This window comes from Agromyces aureus, assembly GCF_001660485.1.
GTDB lineage: Bacteria > Actinomycetota > Actinomycetes > Actinomycetales > Microbacteriaceae > Agromyces > Agromyces aureus.
This window is the reverse complement of the sequence record NZ_CP013979.1, coordinates 29,305-44,754: the sequence shown is the minus strand read 5'-3', so window position 1 is coordinate 44,754 and position 15,450 is coordinate 29,305. Positions and strand designations below refer to the sequence as shown.

At 64.7% G+C, this 15,450-nt stretch carries 18 protein-coding genes; 7 read left to right on the top strand and 11 right to left on the bottom strand.

Translation table 11 applies throughout. The features are described from left to right. Positions 1–2: 2 nt before the first annotated feature. From ATC03_RS00220 to ATC03_RS00205, 4 genes are all read right to left on the bottom strand, one after another. Positions 3–1,796, bottom strand: a complete 1,794-nt coding sequence (locus tag ATC03_RS00220) for a threonine/serine exporter family protein (RefSeq protein WP_067871648.1) — start codon at positions 1,794–1,796, stop codon at positions 3–5. 25 nt (positions 1,797–1,821) lie between these two features. After that, positions 1,822–2,325, bottom strand: a complete 504-nt coding sequence (locus ATC03_RS00215) for a DUF2165 domain-containing protein (protein WP_257737039.1) — start codon at positions 2,323–2,325, stop codon at positions 1,822–1,824. A 179-nt stretch (positions 2,326–2,504) separates the two neighbouring features. Next, positions 2,505–2,954, bottom strand: coding sequence for a hypothetical protein (locus tag ATC03_RS00210; RefSeq protein WP_067871643.1), 450 nt, complete (start codon positions 2,952–2,954; stop codon positions 2,505–2,507). Positions 2,955–2,980: 26 nt separating this feature from the next. Then, complete coding sequence (locus ATC03_RS00205; RefSeq protein ID WP_152030804.1) at positions 2,981–3,850, bottom strand: hypothetical protein; 870 nt, start codon at positions 3,848–3,850, stop codon at positions 2,981–2,983. 112 nt (positions 3,851–3,962) lie between these two features. Between ATC03_RS00205 and ATC03_RS00200 the strand changes: the two genes are divergently transcribed. Next, the gene (locus tag ATC03_RS00200; protein ID WP_152030803.1) at positions 3,963–4,706 is read left to right on the top strand and encodes a site-specific integrase; all 744 of its coding nucleotides are present in this window, start codon (positions 3,963–3,965) and stop codon (positions 4,704–4,706) included. A gap of 51 nt (positions 4,707–4,757) precedes the next feature. Here the strand turns inward: ATC03_RS00200 and ATC03_RS00195 are convergent, their stop codons facing one another. From ATC03_RS00195 to ATC03_RS00170, 6 genes are all read right to left on the bottom strand, one after another. Next, positions 4,758–5,267: a hypothetical protein gene (locus ATC03_RS00195; protein WP_152030802.1), complete on the bottom strand. Its 510-nt coding sequence runs from the start codon at positions 5,265–5,267 to the stop codon at positions 4,758–4,760. Between the two features lie 7 nt (positions 5,268–5,274). Next, positions 5,275–5,592 carry a hypothetical protein gene (locus tag ATC03_RS00190; RefSeq protein ID WP_067871630.1) on the bottom strand — a complete coding sequence of 106 codons (318 nt, stop codon included), beginning with the start codon at positions 5,590–5,592 and terminating at the stop codon, positions 5,275–5,277. Between the two features lie 44 nt (positions 5,593–5,636). Continuing rightward, the gene (locus ATC03_RS00185; protein WP_152030801.1) at positions 5,637–6,272 is read right to left on the bottom strand and encodes a hypothetical protein; all 636 of its coding nucleotides are present in this window, start codon (positions 6,270–6,272) and stop codon (positions 5,637–5,639) included. A gap of 542 nt (positions 6,273–6,814) precedes the next feature. Then, positions 6,815–7,909, bottom strand: a complete 1,095-nt coding sequence (locus ATC03_RS00180; RefSeq protein WP_227820178.1) for an ABC transporter permease — start codon at positions 7,907–7,909, stop codon at positions 6,815–6,817. After that, positions 7,906–8,547, bottom strand: a complete 642-nt coding sequence (locus ATC03_RS00175; protein ID WP_067871625.1) for an ABC transporter ATP-binding protein — start codon at positions 8,545–8,547, stop codon at positions 7,906–7,908. The genes ATC03_RS00180 and ATC03_RS00175 overlap by 4 nt, the downstream gene beginning before the upstream one ends. Then, positions 8,544–9,656 (bottom strand): peptidoglycan-binding domain-containing protein, encoded by a 1,113-nt coding sequence (locus tag ATC03_RS00170; RefSeq protein ID WP_074400955.1) that lies wholly within the window; start codon positions 9,654–9,656, stop codon positions 8,544–8,546. Before ATC03_RS00170 ends, ATC03_RS00175 begins: the two co-directional genes overlap by 4 nt. Before the next feature lie 368 nt (positions 9,657–10,024). Between ATC03_RS00170 and ATC03_RS19680 the strand changes: the two genes are divergently transcribed. Continuing rightward, positions 10,025–10,618, top strand: coding sequence for a helix-turn-helix transcriptional regulator (locus ATC03_RS19680; protein WP_161490296.1), 594 nt, complete (start codon positions 10,025–10,027; stop codon positions 10,616–10,618). A 376-nt stretch (positions 10,619–10,994) separates the two neighbouring features. Here ATC03_RS19680 and ATC03_RS00165 read toward each other — a convergent pair whose 3' ends face one another. After that, positions 10,995–11,288, bottom strand: a complete 294-nt coding sequence (locus ATC03_RS00165) for a hypothetical protein (RefSeq protein ID WP_067871622.1) — start codon at positions 11,286–11,288, stop codon at positions 10,995–10,997. Between the two features lie 149 nt (positions 11,289–11,437). Between ATC03_RS00165 and ATC03_RS00160 the strand changes: the two genes are divergently transcribed. The 5 genes from ATC03_RS00160 (at position 11,438) to ATC03_RS00140 (ending at position 15,184) form a co-directional block, all read left to right on the top strand. Next, positions 11,438–12,010, top strand: coding sequence for a hypothetical protein (locus tag ATC03_RS00160; protein ID WP_152030800.1), 573 nt, complete (start codon positions 11,438–11,440; stop codon positions 12,008–12,010). A gap of 383 nt (positions 12,011–12,393) precedes the next feature. After that, a complete protein-coding gene (locus ATC03_RS20050) occupies positions 12,394–12,870 on the top strand; it encodes a hypothetical protein (protein ID WP_152030799.1) in 477 nt (158 codons plus the stop codon). A gap of 84 nt (positions 12,871–12,954) precedes the next feature. Further along, positions 12,955–13,410 carry a DUF2975 domain-containing protein gene (locus ATC03_RS00150; RefSeq protein WP_067871616.1) on the top strand — a complete coding sequence of 152 codons (456 nt, stop codon included), beginning with the start codon at positions 12,955–12,957 and terminating at the stop codon, positions 13,408–13,410. A gap of 284 nt (positions 13,411–13,694) precedes the next feature. Further along, a complete protein-coding gene (locus ATC03_RS00145; protein ID WP_067871613.1) occupies positions 13,695–14,228 on the top strand; it encodes an RNA polymerase sigma factor in 534 nt (177 codons plus the stop codon). Further along, positions 14,225–15,184 (top strand): hypothetical protein, encoded by a 960-nt coding sequence (locus ATC03_RS00140; protein WP_152030798.1) that lies wholly within the window; start codon positions 14,225–14,227, stop codon positions 15,182–15,184. Before ATC03_RS00145 ends, ATC03_RS00140 begins: the two co-directional genes overlap by 4 nt. Positions 15,185–15,450: the final 266 nt, after the last annotated feature.

The window sequence follows — 15,450 nt, the reverse complement described above, 5'->3', positions numbered from 1 at the left end:
TCTCAGAGCACCGGCCGCCCGAACCGACTCGATACCGCGGTTCCGGCGAGCACGCCGAGCGAGATCGCGACCATCGTGGCGATCGTCGTGACGAGCGAACTCGTTCCGGTCGCGTCACCGCCGAGCACGCTGGCAACGCCGACCAGGCCGAGCGCTCCCGGAACGAGCAACCAGAACGCCGGCAGGAAGCTGACCAGCGCGGCCGGCCCTGAGGGTCGCATGGCGACGATCGCGGTGACCGGGGTCACCACGAGAGCGCCGATGAGCGCCGAGAGCACTCCGCCGAAGAACACCGCACCGAGCACCTGTGCGCCATAGGCGATGTAGAGCACGACGAGCACCCAGCCGATCGACGAGCGAGGGCCGCACTGGTAGACGATGATGCCCACGCCGAAGAGCGCGACGGCGATCCAGGGCGCGACGACGCCGAGCCTCATCACCGAGTCCGCGGCCTCGAATGACGGAATGCCGACGAGGGCGCCGGCCGCGACGATGCCGACGGCCAGCAGCACGAGCTGCATCGCACCGGCGGCGAGCCGGCCGGCGCCCGACAGCATCTGGCCGGTGGCGAGCTCGATCGACCCGACGGTCAGGAGCGCGCCCGGCAGCAGCACGACGAGCGGAGCGATGAGCGCGGGCAGGATGCCCGCGTCGAGTCCGAGGCGAAGGCCGAGCAGCACGGTGAGGCCCACGCCGAACGCGAGGCTCACGGTGAGCAGCGCCCGGTAGCGACCCGAGAGCTTCTCGCCCACGAGCAGCGCCGCACCGACGACGGCACCGAGGGCGGCCGCGAAGACCACGCCCGTCCATGAGGCGCCGAGCAGCACCGCGAGACCGGCGCTGACGAGCAGGTAGGCCGCGCCGCGCTGGAGCTGGGAATAGGGGCGGGGTGCCTCGCGCATGCGCCGGATCCGGTCGCGGATCTGGTGCGGCGTCGCAGCACCCGACCGCGCGTCGTCGACGATGTGCTGGAGGTCGTCGATCTGGTGCAGCAGCAGCGTCCGCTCGCCGCTCGCCACCGCGCCGGTGTTCATCGAGCCGAGTCCGCGCGCCGAGATGAGCAGGGCGGTCGGCAGCACGACGAACTGGGTGTCGGTCAGTCCATTCGCGTCGGCGATGTCGTCGAGCGCCATTCTGATGGTCGTGACGGAATACCCGGCATCCGTCATCGCCTCGCCGATGTCCTCCATCGCGCCCAGCGTGGCGGAGGCCTCGGCCCCTGTTCGTTCGACTCCCGCCGGGGCTCCCGCCGGGTCAGTGCCCGCGACGACGACGCCCTGGTCGCCGCGGTGCGCAGCATCCGGCCCGCGTCGCCGAACCAACAGGAGGATCGCGGCCGACGCGACGAGCACGGCCGCCGCGATCACCCACGTGGCCGTGGAGACGGCCGAGTCGGCCGCCGCAGGCGGAACCGCGGGCACCACGGTGGGCGGCGGTGCCTCGGTGGGCGGCCCAGAGGGGGCCACCGACTCGACCGGTTGCTCGGTCGGTTCCTCGGTGGGTTCGGGCGTCGGCCGAATCGTCGGGTCGGGAGACTCGGGGTCGGGCTCCGGCGACCCCGTCGGGGTCGGCGTGGGCGTGGGCGTCGGGGTCGGATCCGGCTCGTCCGTCTCGATGGGCAGCGGCTCGGCGGGGGCCGACGCGACATGCGCCGTCGCGACATCCGCCCCCGTCGTCGTGCTCGCCTGCGCCGCGGTCGCATCGGCCAGCAACGCGGATGCCGCGCCCGCGCCGAGTGCGACGGCGAGCGCGGCGACGGCTGCCGCCCGACGCACGAACCCGAAGCTCGACCTCATCGCGACCCCGATCGCGCCGGCATCGTCAGTCGTCGGCCCAGCTCTTGCTGGGCAGGTGGATCACGATGAGCGTCAAGAGCGCGAGGGTGCTGTTGCGGAACGCGGGATCTTCACCGTTCCACGCGGTCGAGGTCCACATCTGGAACCACTCCCCGCCGATGACGACGAACCCTCCGAAGAAGAGCAGCAGGAGCATCACGAGGCCGATGCTCGAAAGCCGGCGAGCGACACGGTAGCCGCGGCCACGCTCGCGGATCCAGAACACGACCGCGACGAGCAGCACTGCGGCGGCCGCCACCTCCCAGGCGATCAGCACGACGTAGGCGATGTTCTGGATGACCGGCGAGGTGATCGCGCGCCACATCACGTTCGGGTCGAGGTCGGTGCCCTCGGGCTTGCCGAAGTTCGTGGTGTCCATCGAGAGCACGTGCTGCACGAACGCCTGATTCGTGCCGAAGTCGGTGATGTTGCCGAACGCCACGATGAGCAGGTAGAGACCGTTCAGGCCTACCATCACCGCAGCGGCCACCGGAAGGGTGCCAAGGCTCAACCAGGAGCCCCGAGATTGAGGATCACTCGTCACAGGCACAGACTGCCACGGATCGTCCCCCGGGCGGAAGGGATGTCACCTCGTCACGGCGAAGGTTCGCGTCGTCCGCGTCGTGGCTGCGGGTCGCGTTTCACCTTGACCAGGTAGCCCACGACTCGCTAGTCAGTGCCTTCCGGCGCTTGGCTGCAGCGCGCGAAAGCCAAGACCTGCACGTACGGGGTCCCGTCAAGGTCCTCATCGACCGAGATCCCGATCAAGGGCGCATCGTCGGCACCTTCACGCCGTACCCCGAAGCGATCGTCCTGGTTGGCGAGGTCTTCGTCCTCGACGAAGCCAGCGGGGCCAACGCGAAGGCGCAACTCACGGACAGCTTCGGCCGCGTCCGTTGGTTCGTTGAGATGGACCAACCACCGGCCGGTGTACTGTTTGCCGTCGCCGCAGGAGACGAACCCGGCGGGAATGGGGTCTTCCACATGATCCACGGAGCCGTCCGGAAGAAGGTCGATGACGTTCTGCATCTCGCCACGGGCTTCGTCCCGAGCGGATTCGAACGGCGGTAGCTGGGAACATCCAGCGAGGGTGAGGACTGCGACCACTGCGATGAGCATCGCAGCACTCGTTCGAGAGCCGGGCATCATCTGGCTCCACTGAGCTGACCCGCGACACCAAAGAGCACCTGATCATTATTGCCCGAGGAGATGATCTGGTTGTGATGCGCCACCGAGTCGCTCGCGGTCCAGAGCCCTCCCAGGAGACCAGCTGTCAGGCCTTTCCAGATGACGTTCTCGGCGACAATGCCGCTTTCACGGATCTCGAGCGCCCCGCCGGCGTTCGGCGCAGCACCGTAGCCGAGGCCGTCGAGGAACGGCACAGGCACATGGACGTCATAGAAGAGCTTGTTGATGTCATCTTCGGCCGCGTACACGGTGTACCGGGTGTCAGGGTTGGGCTGCCAACCTTCCTTCATTCCGATCGGCGCCAAGAGCACCCGCGCGTCGAAGGTGACGTTCGCCTCTGCCTCGCCCGCCGCCGCGGAACCGAAACTGTGCTCGACACTGACGACGGGCAAACCGCCGAGGTTCGTTGCATCGAGACCCTGGTGGAAGGCGGTGTAGTTCGCCCCGAGGCGATCTGCAGCAGCGTTCAGTTGTGGGCCATTCCAGGCCAGTTCATCGAGCTGGGGGAAGGTTCCGTCCTTGAAGACGAACCCGAGGAGGTCGCCCCCGCTGTTCGCCACCTGCCAGGTAGCGAACTCCTGTTGCGACCCCGACCGATAGGGATCGGCGGCGCTCACGACGCCCTTGTACATGAGTTCGAGGCTCGCGTTCGTGCCTGGCATGAACGACAGGATTCGTCTCGCCGTCGTCGGGTCGCCGATCCCGAACGAGTCACACAACTTCCCAAAGAAATCTGGAGAAAAGTCCCAAAAGGCGAAATCCGCCGCACACAGAAGGAAGTGACCTTTCACCCCCTCGCGGATTGGACCACTTCTCTTGTCGATCACTCTCCCCGCAGCGCCCGCCACCTCCCCTGTTTCGTCGTCGACGTTCGTCGCGGCATCCGTCGCTCAAGCCCTGGCGCACGTGCCGTACCGGGAGGTGGACCTGCTCCGCGTGATGGAGAAGTTCGCGTTCTGGTGCGTGCAGCACGAACTCCTTCTCGAAAACCGCACCGTCTTCACCGAGGCCGTCATCGCCGACTTCGTTCGGGATGGGGTGCGTGGCCTCAAGGACGCGTCCCGTGCGAACATGCGAGCCCAGCTCCGACGGATGGCCGAGGTGCTCAACGGCCCCGCCCCGCAGGCGGAGAAGCTGGCGCCGGCGGACCCTCAACGCCCGTATCTAAAGGACGAGATCAGCAGCCTCCGCTCGTGGGCGACGAGTCAGAAGGTGCACCACCGTCGTGACGCGCGCCTGATCCTGGCACTCGGGTTCGGTGCTGGGCTGTCCGCGGCGGAGATCGGCGAGATCCGCGAATCGGATGTCACCGCCGATCAGGGTGGCGTGACCGTGCGCGTTCGAGCCGGCCGGATCCGGTCGGTGCCGGTGCGCCGGGTGTGGGCGGCCCGCCTCGAGGAGGTGGCAGGTTCCAGCAGTGACGAGTACCTGGTCAGGCCGGGTCGCACCAGCACCCCGAAGAACTTCATCAGCAACATCGTCGCCCGCGGCAAGCTCAGCACTGGCGGCCCGAACACCCAACGGATGCGCGCCACTTGGCTGCTGCACCACATGAACCAAGGCACGCCGCTCCTCGCACTCCTCGAGGCATCCGGGCTGGACTCCCTCGAGGCGCTCACCAGATACGTGAGGTTCTTGAACCCGATCGATCTGGCAGTGAGCCAGGAGATGCTGCGTAACTAGACGAAGCGAGGGTCGGATGTGTCCAGCATCCGACCCCCAAGGCGCCCCACATCAGAACGCTTGCACTAGACCTTCTGCCGCGCCCGGCTGAGGGCATGCGGCCTCGAGCTCTGCGAAATCGGTCGCAGAGAGGTTGCTTGGATATGGCCCCCACAAACCGTCCAGTTCCCCTCCCTCGACCTGATCGAGGAACACCTGCGCGGAAGGCGCATCCGCAATGTCATACCCGAGACCTCGAGCGCATTCGGCCGTCACGAGCAGCTCTTGATACCAGTCGGCGAGCTCCGCACGGCTCAGCGGTTCCGGCTCACCCGCATAGCCCGTTTCCTTCAGACAGTCCTGGCGGTCAGCCTCATATGGTTCAGCCTGATCGGGTAGCACTTGAGTGTCGTAGGAACCGTCATCGTTCGCCTTCGCGTCCCACCCGCGTTCTTGCAGGCAGCCGCTCATTGCATCGGCGAACGGAACACCCTGCCATCGTTCTGACGACGATTCACTCGGTGCGGTGCAACTTGTCATCATCGTGAGCAGTGCTGCGGCGGCGAAAACGCGGCCGCTCATCACTCGGTCACGTCGTGCAGTACGCATACGTGTTGTCGAAATCGACTTGCGTTGCGGCGGCCGTCCAGTCGACGAAGCGGTAGCCGAAGCCGCTGTACCGGTAGGTCAGGACGCTTGTTGACGGGAAATCCTTCCTCGAGGTGTTGTGCTGGTGCCAGGCCGCTCCGGTCGTGCGTGACTGGACGCCGACGACTTGTCCGACGCCGCACGATTGATAGGCGATCTCTGCCGCCGCATGAGCAGGCGTTGCGACAGCTACCGCGAGCAGAGCGCTGAGCGCGAACCCAATCGCGGCTGGCCTGAGTTTGTGGTGCTTGCCGTTCATTCGTCCTCTATCTGTGCGAGTTGAGCGTGCAGGGATGGGTGGCTTCAGCCATAGAGCCGAGGCGGCGACTGCGGACAGGCGCTCTCGATCTCTTGGAACCGTTTCGGGGACACATCCGGCAGCGCTGTGAACGGATTCCACATCGTGCCGCTTTCGAGTCCTTCGGCGAACTTCTGCCAGCTTGGTGCGGAGCCCGTGTCGAATCCTTGGTCCTCAAGGCACTCGACCAGATCGGTCGTCAAGTAGTCGAAGAGGTAGCGCTGTTGTGACTCGTTCAAGGGGGCGCTGTACTTGGGATCGAGCGGGTAGGACGCATCGCATACGTAGATCGCGAGGTTGTACGCCCCAGCTTGGGACTCCGGAAGGTCGCCCGATCCCATTCCGCCATCCGACCCGATCGTGACGGAGAATCCTTGCTCCGCCATGCATGCGGCCATGACCTCGCCCCACTCGCTTCTACTGATTGTCCGGACGACTGGAATCTCGGGGCGGTCCTCGCCGTCGGCGCCGTACATCTTCCAGGACTGCGCGAGTTGCTCAGCGAGGATGGTCTCAGACTCCGAAGTCGATAGGGCGGCCGGGGTCGGGATGGGTACGTCGGAGCTCGACGCACAACCGCCGAGGGTTGTGATCGCCAAGGCGACGACGGCAACCCTCAGCGGCATGAAGCGTGATTTCATATGTGCTCAAGCAGCGCAGTACGGGCCGCTCACGGCGGGCCGGAACGATCCCCCGGAAGTGACGGTCTGCTGACTGACGCTGTGGAATCCGCCGCCCCAGGAGCTCGACCATTCGACCTGTGCACCCTGCGAGGGGTAGGTGTACTGGCGCGTCGTCCCGCTCTGCGTCGCGGTGTGATTGTGCGACCCGATTCCTCCGAGCTTCGTTCCTGCCCAGTTCGCGCCGCAGGAGAGCGCCCCATAGGACGCGTCTGCCGCCTGAGCCGACTGCGCGATACCCAGGCTGAGTGCGCCGGCCAATACCGCGGTTGCAACGATTGCGAACCTTCGCTTCATTTGTGCTCCATTCACTGTCATTCACGTGGCGGGTCAGAAACGCGACCACGGCCGGTGGGTGTCGCACAGGTCCGTGATCGCGTTTTCTGATCCCCCCGGAAACTCTGCCTCCGGCGGTCGTTTCGGGTCTAGGCAGACGGATACGCCTTTCGTCCACCCGAACAGGGAATGGCGATTCGTACGTTGAAGGCCGCGACGGGCTGCAGTCAGGGCACTCGGAGCTCGCGGATCGGTTCGCGCCGTGCGGCAGCGATCGCCGGAAGAACGCTCGCGAGGACGCCTACTGCGACCGACAAGATGATCAGACCGAAGACATAGCCGTATCCCGGCAGTGGATCACCTGTCGCGGCGAGGACTCCGAGTGCGACCGCACTGCCAACACCAGCGCCGGTGATCGCGACGAGCCCGGTTTGAACGACGAGGAGGGAGACGATGAGTCTCTGGCTTGCGCCGAGTGCTCTGCGCCGGCCGAAGTCCTTTCGCCGCATCATGACCAAGCCGTAGAGAATGACGGCGGCAAGGGTCCCGGTGAGGAGCAGGATGCCGATGGTCAGTGTCTGCCCGAAGGCGCCGAGTTGTCCCTCGATCAGTCCGCGAAGCCTCGCGATCGCTTCGCTGGTCTGCACGGAGATCTTGGTTGGATCGTCGACGGCGAGAACGCCGGTGACCGCAGTTGCAAGTGCAGCTACCAAATCCGGCCGCTCGGCGATGACCACGAGTACGGCAACCTGTCCGGGCGACCCCTTCGGTTGGGGCGCAAACAGCGCTGGTTCCAGGAAATCAAGGTGACTGGGTAAGGCAAGACGGCCACCGACCGCGTATCCCCGCCCGTCCTCATCAGCAATGGCGCCGACTGGGTCTGCCATTCCGAGTTGTTGAAGGGCTGCACGGGAGCCCCAGGCGATGTCTCCCTGAGGAGGGCTGGAGGGCAGACCGGCCGGCAACCAGTCATCTGCCCATACCTGTCGAAGGGGAACGCGGGTTCCGCCGGGGAATGCAGTGTTCTGCATGTCGTCGGCGCTGCCGAACGCACCGACCCACTCCACGCCACCCAGGCCTCGCACACGGTCGAGCACACTCGTATCCAACCCCGCGGCGGTATCGGCGCGAATGACGATCGCTCGTGTGCCGGCCGAATCGATCGACCCGATCACCGCTTGTTCGGCGCCGACGGTCCGACCGGACGTCAAAAGCACCGCTCCACACATCCCGGCGATCATCACCAGCGTGATGATCGTCGCTACCGGCGCGACCATCGCGGAGACGGCGGCTTCGCGAAGCACGGCGAGTGCCTTTCTCACAGCTCCAGCTTTCGGTCGCACCTTGCGACCAGGACGGGATCGTGGGTGACGACAACGACCGCAGCGCCACGACTCGCCTGGTCGTGCATGGCTTCGACGACGACATCCGAAGAGGCCGGATCAAGGTTCCCTGTGGGCTCATCTGCGAGCAGCACTCGTGGGTTACCGATGAGGGCTCTGCAGAGTGCGATGCGCTGCGCCTGTCCGCCCGATACCTGCCCGGGCTTGGCGTCGCGTCGAAGTCCTACTCCCATCTGCTCTATCAGTCCTTCCGCGCGTGAGACACGATCGCGCCGTCGCTCGCCGCGGTAGAGCGTCGTCTCGAGAATGTTGTCGAGCACGGTTCTGGATGGGTCCAGCGCAGCATCCTGAAAGACGAAGCCGAACTGGGTCGCTCGGGCCGCAGCGCGTTCGTGATCCCTTCGCGCTTGCATGGCATGTCCGTCGAGGAGGACCTGCCCGCTGGCCGGCCTCAGCATCAAGCCCAGGAGGTACAACAGGGTCGATTTGCCGCGGCCAGAGGGACCCGTGACAGCCACGACCTCCCCTGCGTGGAACTCTGCGGACCAGTGCTCGAGCAGTGCGGTGCTCGCGTCGTATCTGAAGGTGAGGTCACGGGCGGCGAGGCGAACGGTCACTTGGCTCCGCCCTGTTCGGCCGGGATCCGGACACGGGCACCTTCCTCGACGCCTTCGACGACGGACATTCCACGAGCCGAAGCGGTGACTGTGACGGGTATCACCGTGCCGTCCATGCCGAGTACCGAGATGGCACCGTCTGCCGAACTCTTGAGCGCAGCGGAAGGCACCACCAAACCGGTGACGGTCGGTTGAGTGATGATCCGCGACGGGAGTACCGACTGGCCCTCCACTTGGATAAGCGCGCACGAATCACCGCAGATCGGGCCGCCGTTGGGGGCCTCGAGCGTGATGTTGACCTGATCCGCGCTCTCTGGTGAGGGTTCCTGTGCAGCAGCCACTGCAGTCCAGACCTGGTCTTGGACGGCGATTTCGACCTCAGTGCCGGGCGGGATCTTGGTGGCCTGCTGCGACGTAGCGGGGATCACAAAGGTTGGCTCCGTCGGGAGCATGGATACGATCGGCTCCCCGCCTGCGAGCGTTGCACCCCGAAGGACGACCTCGTTGTCCAGTGTGATCCGTGCGGGCAGCTGGGGCACGAAGACCAGATCGGCAGCGCGAACGACACCGTCCTCTTCGATGCCGAGCGCCTCTTGCCAGTCCCGAACTGCAGCGGCCGTTCCCGTCCCGAATTCCCCGTCCTGGGCTCCGTCGTAGAACCCGATAGCCGCGAGGAACTGCTGGACCTGCAGGACGTCGGCACCGTCCGAACCGACCGTGACGTCACGGAACGACGGCGTATCCCCGTGTGCCACCACGACCGGGCGGAGACCCACTTCGTAAAGGATCGCGCCCGCGTCGACCTCTTCGCCCGACTGTATTCGGACCGAGGTAACGATGCCGACGGCCTGGTTGGCTCCAGCGGGCTGTTCGGTCCACTTCGCCACGGTGTTGAGCGAAATCGAGGACCCGACCTCACCCATGAGTACCTCGACATTGGTGTAGGGCGCCTCGACGACTGCCTCGCTGGGTGGAGCGAAGACAACGACCACCGCCCAGCCGATAGCCGCGACTGCGACGCAGGCCGCCACCACGCAGACCCCGACAACGCCGGCCCGGTTGCGCCGCCTCGACTGCGGTCCAGTCACTTTGCCATCGTTCTCGTTCATTCGTCATCTTTCTGAGTGGATCGTGCTGGCCGGTCCAGTACGCCGATCGTCGATTCCAGCGACCCTTCAACGAGTGGGCGCACCTACTTGCCCATTCATGCGCGGCACCTTCCGAGCGCTCTCGCGAATCGATCATCAGCGCATCTCCCCGCAGAGTCAACGCATCACGGAGGCTGCCAAACCAGGGAAGCGAGCGCGAGCTCGGATCTTGTGAACCTCCCGGGCGATGGGCGATGAGCTACGTCCGCTCTCGTTCCCACAGGGGAATCAACGGCTTGCTGGTCGGGGTCCGGGTTGCCTCGGCTGTGAGTAGCCCGGGCTGTGTAACGGCGACACCGCAACCGGAAACGTCCACTGTGGAGGTCACCATGCCGGAGCACATCGTCAGCGTCGCAGTTGGTTCACACAATGGTCTCTTGCGTGCGGCACTCGTCGATCTGATCTCCGCGAAACCCCATTTCTTGTCGGTCGCTTCATGCGGCACTGTCGCCGAGGTCCGCAAGGCCGTGATCGGACGGCAACCAGACCTGATTGTCGTTGGCAGCGAAGTCGTGGACGCTGAGGAGATCGTCCTCTTGTTGCGACTGCATCGAGGCTTGCAAGTGCTCATGCTCGGCACCGAACCCACTCGCGTTCGCGTGCTGACCCGAACTCGTAGCGGAATCGCCGTTCCTGAGTCTGCAACGCCCGCGATCTTCCTCAAAGCGCTCAACGTCTTCAGCCCGACGAAACAGGCCGCAGTCGTGCTGCCCGACAAGCCGGATTCACCGATCCTCTCTGGTCGCCAGCTCGAGGTGCTCTCGCTCGCCGCTTCTGGCCGCTCCAACGGAGAGATCGCCATTGAGCTGGGCATTCGCGAAGGGACGGTCAAACGCCACCTCTTTGACGCGTTTCGAGTTCTGAGCGCCCGATCACGACTCGATGCAGTGAACCGAGCCCGAGCGCTCGGACATGCCCTTTGATCTGGGCGCATATTCGTGGCGCTTAGCGCTGTCCTGCCCTCGGGCTGACACTTGCGGCGTGACTATTTCGACCTTCGCCGGTCGGTTCCCTTCGAGCGCCATCGAACCGACATTGGCCTCGTATACAACGAAAGACACAGCGACCTTTGTGTCTATCGATCGGCAACCCTTCTCGATCAATTGGCATCCGGACGCCGGATAAGCGTCCCGCTCGACGAAGCCCGAACCCGAACATGGCAGCGGCATTCCAGCACGACGAGTCTGGGGTGCGGGAGTACGGCACGGGGTCCCCAGACAGTTGGTTGACCTTTGTGCCGCGAGAGGTGTGAAACCCCTGGCGACTCATCCGTGCCGCACCACCCCTACGTGATCGGGCTCAGGTACTGCATCCGAGGAGGTAGCCGCCACTGAAGGAGGTAGCAGAGGTCGTGATCGTTTCGTAGACCGGTCCGGGCTGCCACCAACCCTTGTACTGGTTGAAGCCGGCCGGGTAGGTGCGCTCGCGCCACATGCCGTCCTGTTCGTGTCGGTGAGCGACCGATGCCGGCGCGCCGGCCTGCGATGACGACCACCACCCGGAGTTGCAGGTGTAGGTGCCGGAGTTGCTCGCGGCCATGGCCGGTGATGCCGCCAGCGTCAGGCCGACGGTGATAGCCGCCGCCAGGGTCATTGTTCGTTTCTTTGGCAAGGAATCTTCCTTTCAGGTTCTGCGTGTGCCAGACCGACACAGCCCAATTAGCGGCATCGGAGACCGATTGACGCAAACAGGCACGAAGGTCCAGGACTGCCAGACACGCGCGAGCGCGTAATGTGCAGCGCATGATCGGGACAGAATCCGTTTGGCAAACAAAAGTGAGGCCGAGATCGGTCTTCCTGCCGTTGCTGGGTGCCATAGTCGCGCTCCTAACCCTTGCGTCGTGCACCAGCCCAGCCGCGGTGGACGAGACGCAGGCGGAGGGCGAAACGATGAGTGTCTCCCCGGCAGCTGATCAGGTGTTCAAATGCATTACCGAGAAGGGCTGGGAAGTAAAGCTGAGCTGGGACGGTGGCATCGAGGCGAGTTCAGACTCGGTTCCCCAAGCCCAGTACGACCAGTACCGTGCCGATTCCGACGCCTGTTGGGCGGTCGTGGACGACAAGATCCGAAACATGTCGCCCGACCAGATTCGAGCGGCGTACACGCAAGAACTTGCCACTCGTGAGTGCCTCACGGGACTGGGGTATGACGTGGCGGAACCACCCTCGGAGCAAGCATTCCTCGACGACTTCTTCATCGATCGTTGGTCTGCATACCTAGCCGCCGGGTTCGGAAGTGGATCGCTCCCGGATGACGAGTGGCGAACCGTTGTCCAGACCTGCCCGCAGCCATCCGGCGGGTGGGGGGTCGACTGAGCCCCGATCGAAAGGCACACGTCCCCTTGTGTCCTTCGCTGTAGACGGTCCACAGACGATCGACTCCGCATTGTCAACTTTGATTCACGACCACTCTGACGGCTTGGCTGAGCCCATCAACCTGTTGCGACTATTCATCGCGGTGCTCCGCGAGGATTCGGGTCACCGAGCACGCGGTTCGTGGTTGAGTCGACCCCCGTACGCCGTCCGTACCACCAACCACCCGACGGGCGCCATCCGGACCTTCCAGCGGCTACCCCCGAAAGAAGCTCGAGATAACGTCCAACCCACTGCCATCGAGCGAGGGGAACATGACATTGAAGTTGAAGAGCATTGCGCGGCGCACACCGAGGGCACTTACGGCAATCGCCGCAGCGTGCCTCATGATGATCACCGTCGGCGCGACGAGCGCGGTAGCTGCTGAACCGGGGACTTCCGATTCCGTGGTCGTGAACGGCACGACGTACGGCCCTGAGGACGGAGTGGTGGTCACCCTCGACTCCATTCCAGTGATACCCGGAAGCGAGCCGGTGGGACTTGAACTCGGAAATCCCTACGCTCGAGACACGTGGGGGTCGAGTTACGCGATTAGCGCAGAGATCGCGTACGCGTGGTACCGGGGCACGGCCAAGGCCGCGGCCAACGTTTATGCCGGCAAGCGCATCGTCGGGGTGTGCATCTGGTACTCACAGGTCGGCCGTGCGAACTCTCAAACAGTCTGTTCGAACGCATCGAGCAACGGCTCGAGCTGGACGCCGGGTGGTGAGGTAGCCGTCGGGTGGGCCGACAACCTGAGCGATGGATGGCCGGCCACCCAGTTCAACATCCGGACCACGCGCGTCGACCCAGGAATCTACTGAGTCGCACCGTGCAGGGCTTGGCACACGCCAAGCCCTGCACCGCCGCTCACTTCATCGAGACATTAGAGGCGGGATAATCTTCCGATGGTTCTTTCCAAGCAGAACGTTCCCGCAGTGCGCTTCGCACTGGTTGCCCTGTTCGTTGCCGCCCTGTTGCTGCAGTTTTGGCTCGTTCCAAGCGTCGCTGCGCAGGCCGCGACCCAGTACCCCGAGTATGCGGACCTGGCGCGCCCGTACGTCATCGCCATCGGAATTGCGATCGGATTATTTGAGTTGGCCCTCGTCGCCGCGTGGCAGGTACTGTCCGCCTCGACCGCAGACAACCGCCCTCAGCGGCGGAATTGGGCCACGATCTTCACTTTTGCAATCGTTCTTTCAGGCTTGATGTTCGCAGGCATCTTCGTTCACGTTGGGTCGGTAGCGCGCGTCGGCGGCCCACCAGTGCTCTTCGGCCTGCTCGCCGCTCTCGCCGTCGTCGTCTTTGCGGTGGTGCTGCGACGCAAGACATCGGAGCTCACAGTCGGAGATGCCGAGAACTAGCCACGCTGGACACCAGCAACCACGGATGCGTCGGTTCGATGGCATCGACGCAGGCCGAGGGGCTGTTCGCACCGTGCGCGTGCGCGATTGAGGCGATAGCTGGCGGTGCCGTTCCCGGCAATGGCGCCGCGATGGGTGAGCCGCTCCACGATCGCGGCGTCTCAGTCGAATGCGGCTGACGATCGCATTCTCAAGTTGGTCCCAACAATTGGTAACGCACCGAGCTTCGGTGGAAATAGCTCAGAATGTGATGGTGCTTCCAGCTTCGACGTCCGCGGACCCGTATGGGTGAGCGGGAATTCGAGGCGCTGTTTCGCACGTACCATCCGGTACTCGTGTCAGCTGCGTACAACCGGCTGAGCGACATCGGCGATGCCGAAGACGCCGCGGCGGAGGTGTTCGCGCAGGCCTGGCGGCGTCGAGAGGAAGCTACGCATGTGCTCACCATCGCGTGGCTGTACTCGACGCTCCGTAACGTCGTCGGCAACCAGTACCGCGGACGCACTCGACACGCGCGCCGGGTCGAGCAGGCCGAGTCTGCCCACCGCGATCCGGCCACCGGCACCTCCGACGACGCGCTCGACGTGCGTGCCGCGGTGAACCGCCTCGACCCGGCCGATCGCGAGTTGATCTGGATGGCGTATTGGGAGGACCTGACGCGCGATGAGATGGCCGAGATTCTCGGGTGCTCGGCCGCGACACTGCGGGTGCGTCTGCACCGGGCGAAGAAACGCCTCGAGCTCTCTCTTGCCGCGCTTGCGAACGACCCAGGGGACGCCGGTTCGCCAGTCGTGACTGTGAACGAAGGAACGTTATGAACGACTTCGAACTGGCCCGGCGCCTCAGCGACGCGCGTCCGAACCTCCCGCGCCGAGGCGACGCTCTCGCTCCGCGTGCGGAAGGAACGCTGCAGGGGATCATGACGGACACGATGACCCCGAGTCGTCCGCGTCGATCATCGATCGTGTTCTCGATCGCGGCCGCCGTTGTTGTGCTGCTGGCGGTCACGATCGGCATACTCGTCATTCCCCGCCCTGCGGCCGTTTACGCTTCCGCTACTCCTCCGCTACTGCAACCCACGCCAATCAACGGGACTTCGGAGCAGCTTCTGATGGATTTGAGCTCGAGCCTGAAGGATGGCGAGACGACCTCCACCGTCCAGATTCAGTCCTGGGCACTCTCGATGGATGTTGGCAACGAAGGTGTGATCGAGAAAGTCAGCATCGAACCAGAGGTTCGCAGCGTGGTCCACACTTCCGAGGGATCTCGTCTCGAAGTCCGACGGGGCAAACCGTACGACTCCGACGGGCGCCCGATCCAGGTCGATGGGTACCAGGTCGGCGAACTGATCTGGGCAAGGGACTACGGGCCGGGCGAGTTCCCCTTCATGTTCGGACCGGCACCGGTGTCGCCGTTGGAGTTCGGAGACTATCTTCGCCGGCCTTCAGGTGCGGCCGAATGGACCACCGGCGAGTACATCGGCGGCCTGACCTCAGTGCTCAACGAACGTCGACTCACAGCGGATCAATCCAAGGCCGCACTCGAGTTCCTGGCGGGCCTACCCGAACTGAATGTCGAGGGCAGAGTGATGGACCGACTCGGCCGTTCGGGTATTGCCTTCGCGACCGAGACCCGCGCCCCGGGGGAGTTCGTGGATCGCGTCATTGTTTCGGACGAGGGTCTCGGCATCCTCTCCGTCGAAACCACATACGTGGGACACGACCGCACTGACATCCAGGCGCCTGCGGTCTTCAGCTACTTCGCCTGGGAATGAAAGGCCCACCCGTTGCGCTTCACCCGAACTGCGGCAATGCTCTCCCTCGCTGCCGCGCTCCTCACCCTGCCCACCGCACCCGCGCTCGCCACTGAAGCGGATGATGCGATACAACAGCGGATCGACCAAGTGCTCGAAAGACTTTCCCGGTGGCGTGCAAACTGCCACGAACGAAGTCTCCTGGAATGGCGGAGACGTGATTCTCACTCTGGCCTCCGACGGACAAGCGAGTCGCGGAGTCGGGAGCTGCCCAACTGGCTCGCACT

What these genes read in the sequence shown, in the direction of transcription:
- ATC03_RS00220 (WP_067871648.1), bottom strand. Translation starts at nt 1,796, where the DNA reads ATGAGGTCGAGCTTCGGGTTCGTGCGTCGGGCGGCAGCCGTCGCCGCG.
- ATC03_RS00210 (WP_067871643.1), bottom strand. Translation starts at nt 2,954, where the DNA reads ATGCTCATCGCAGTGGTCGCAGTCCTCACCCTCGCTGGATGTTCCCAG.
- ATC03_RS00200 (WP_152030803.1), top strand. Translation starts at nt 3,963, where the DNA reads ATGGAGAAGTTCGCGTTCTGGTGCGTGCAGCACGAACTCCTTCTCGAA.
- ATC03_RS00195 (WP_152030802.1), bottom strand. Translation starts at nt 5,267, where the DNA reads ATGAGCGGCCGCGTTTTCGCCGCCGCAGCACTGCTCACGATGATGACA.
- ATC03_RS00190 (WP_067871630.1), bottom strand. Translation starts at nt 5,592, where the DNA reads ATGAACGGCAAGCACCACAAACTCAGGCCAGCCGCGATTGGGTTCGCG.
- ATC03_RS00185 (WP_152030801.1), bottom strand. Translation starts at nt 6,272, where the DNA reads ATGAAATCACGCTTCATGCCGCTGAGGGTTGCCGTCGTCGCCTTGGCG.
- ATC03_RS00170 (WP_074400955.1), bottom strand. Translation starts at nt 9,656, where the DNA reads ATGAACGAGAACGATGGCAAAGTGACTGGACCGCAGTCGAGGCGGCGC.
- ATC03_RS19680 (WP_161490296.1), top strand. Translation starts at nt 10,025, where the DNA reads ATGCCGGAGCACATCGTCAGCGTCGCAGTTGGTTCACACAATGGTCTC.
- ATC03_RS00165 (WP_067871622.1), bottom strand. Translation starts at nt 11,288, where the DNA reads ATGACCCTGGCGGCGGCTATCACCGTCGGCCTGACGCTGGCGGCATCA.
- ATC03_RS00160 (WP_152030800.1), top strand. Translation starts at nt 11,438, where the DNA reads ATGATCGGGACAGAATCCGTTTGGCAAACAAAAGTGAGGCCGAGATCG.
- ATC03_RS20050 (WP_152030799.1), top strand. Translation starts at nt 12,394, where the DNA reads ATGATGATCACCGTCGGCGCGACGAGCGCGGTAGCTGCTGAACCGGGG.
- ATC03_RS00150 (WP_067871616.1), top strand. Translation starts at nt 12,955, where the DNA reads ATGGTTCTTTCCAAGCAGAACGTTCCCGCAGTGCGCTTCGCACTGGTT.
- ATC03_RS00145 (WP_067871613.1), top strand. Translation starts at nt 13,695, where the DNA reads ATGGGTGAGCGGGAATTCGAGGCGCTGTTTCGCACGTACCATCCGGTA.
- ATC03_RS00140 (WP_152030798.1), top strand. Translation starts at nt 14,225, where the DNA reads ATGAACGACTTCGAACTGGCCCGGCGCCTCAGCGACGCGCGTCCGAAC.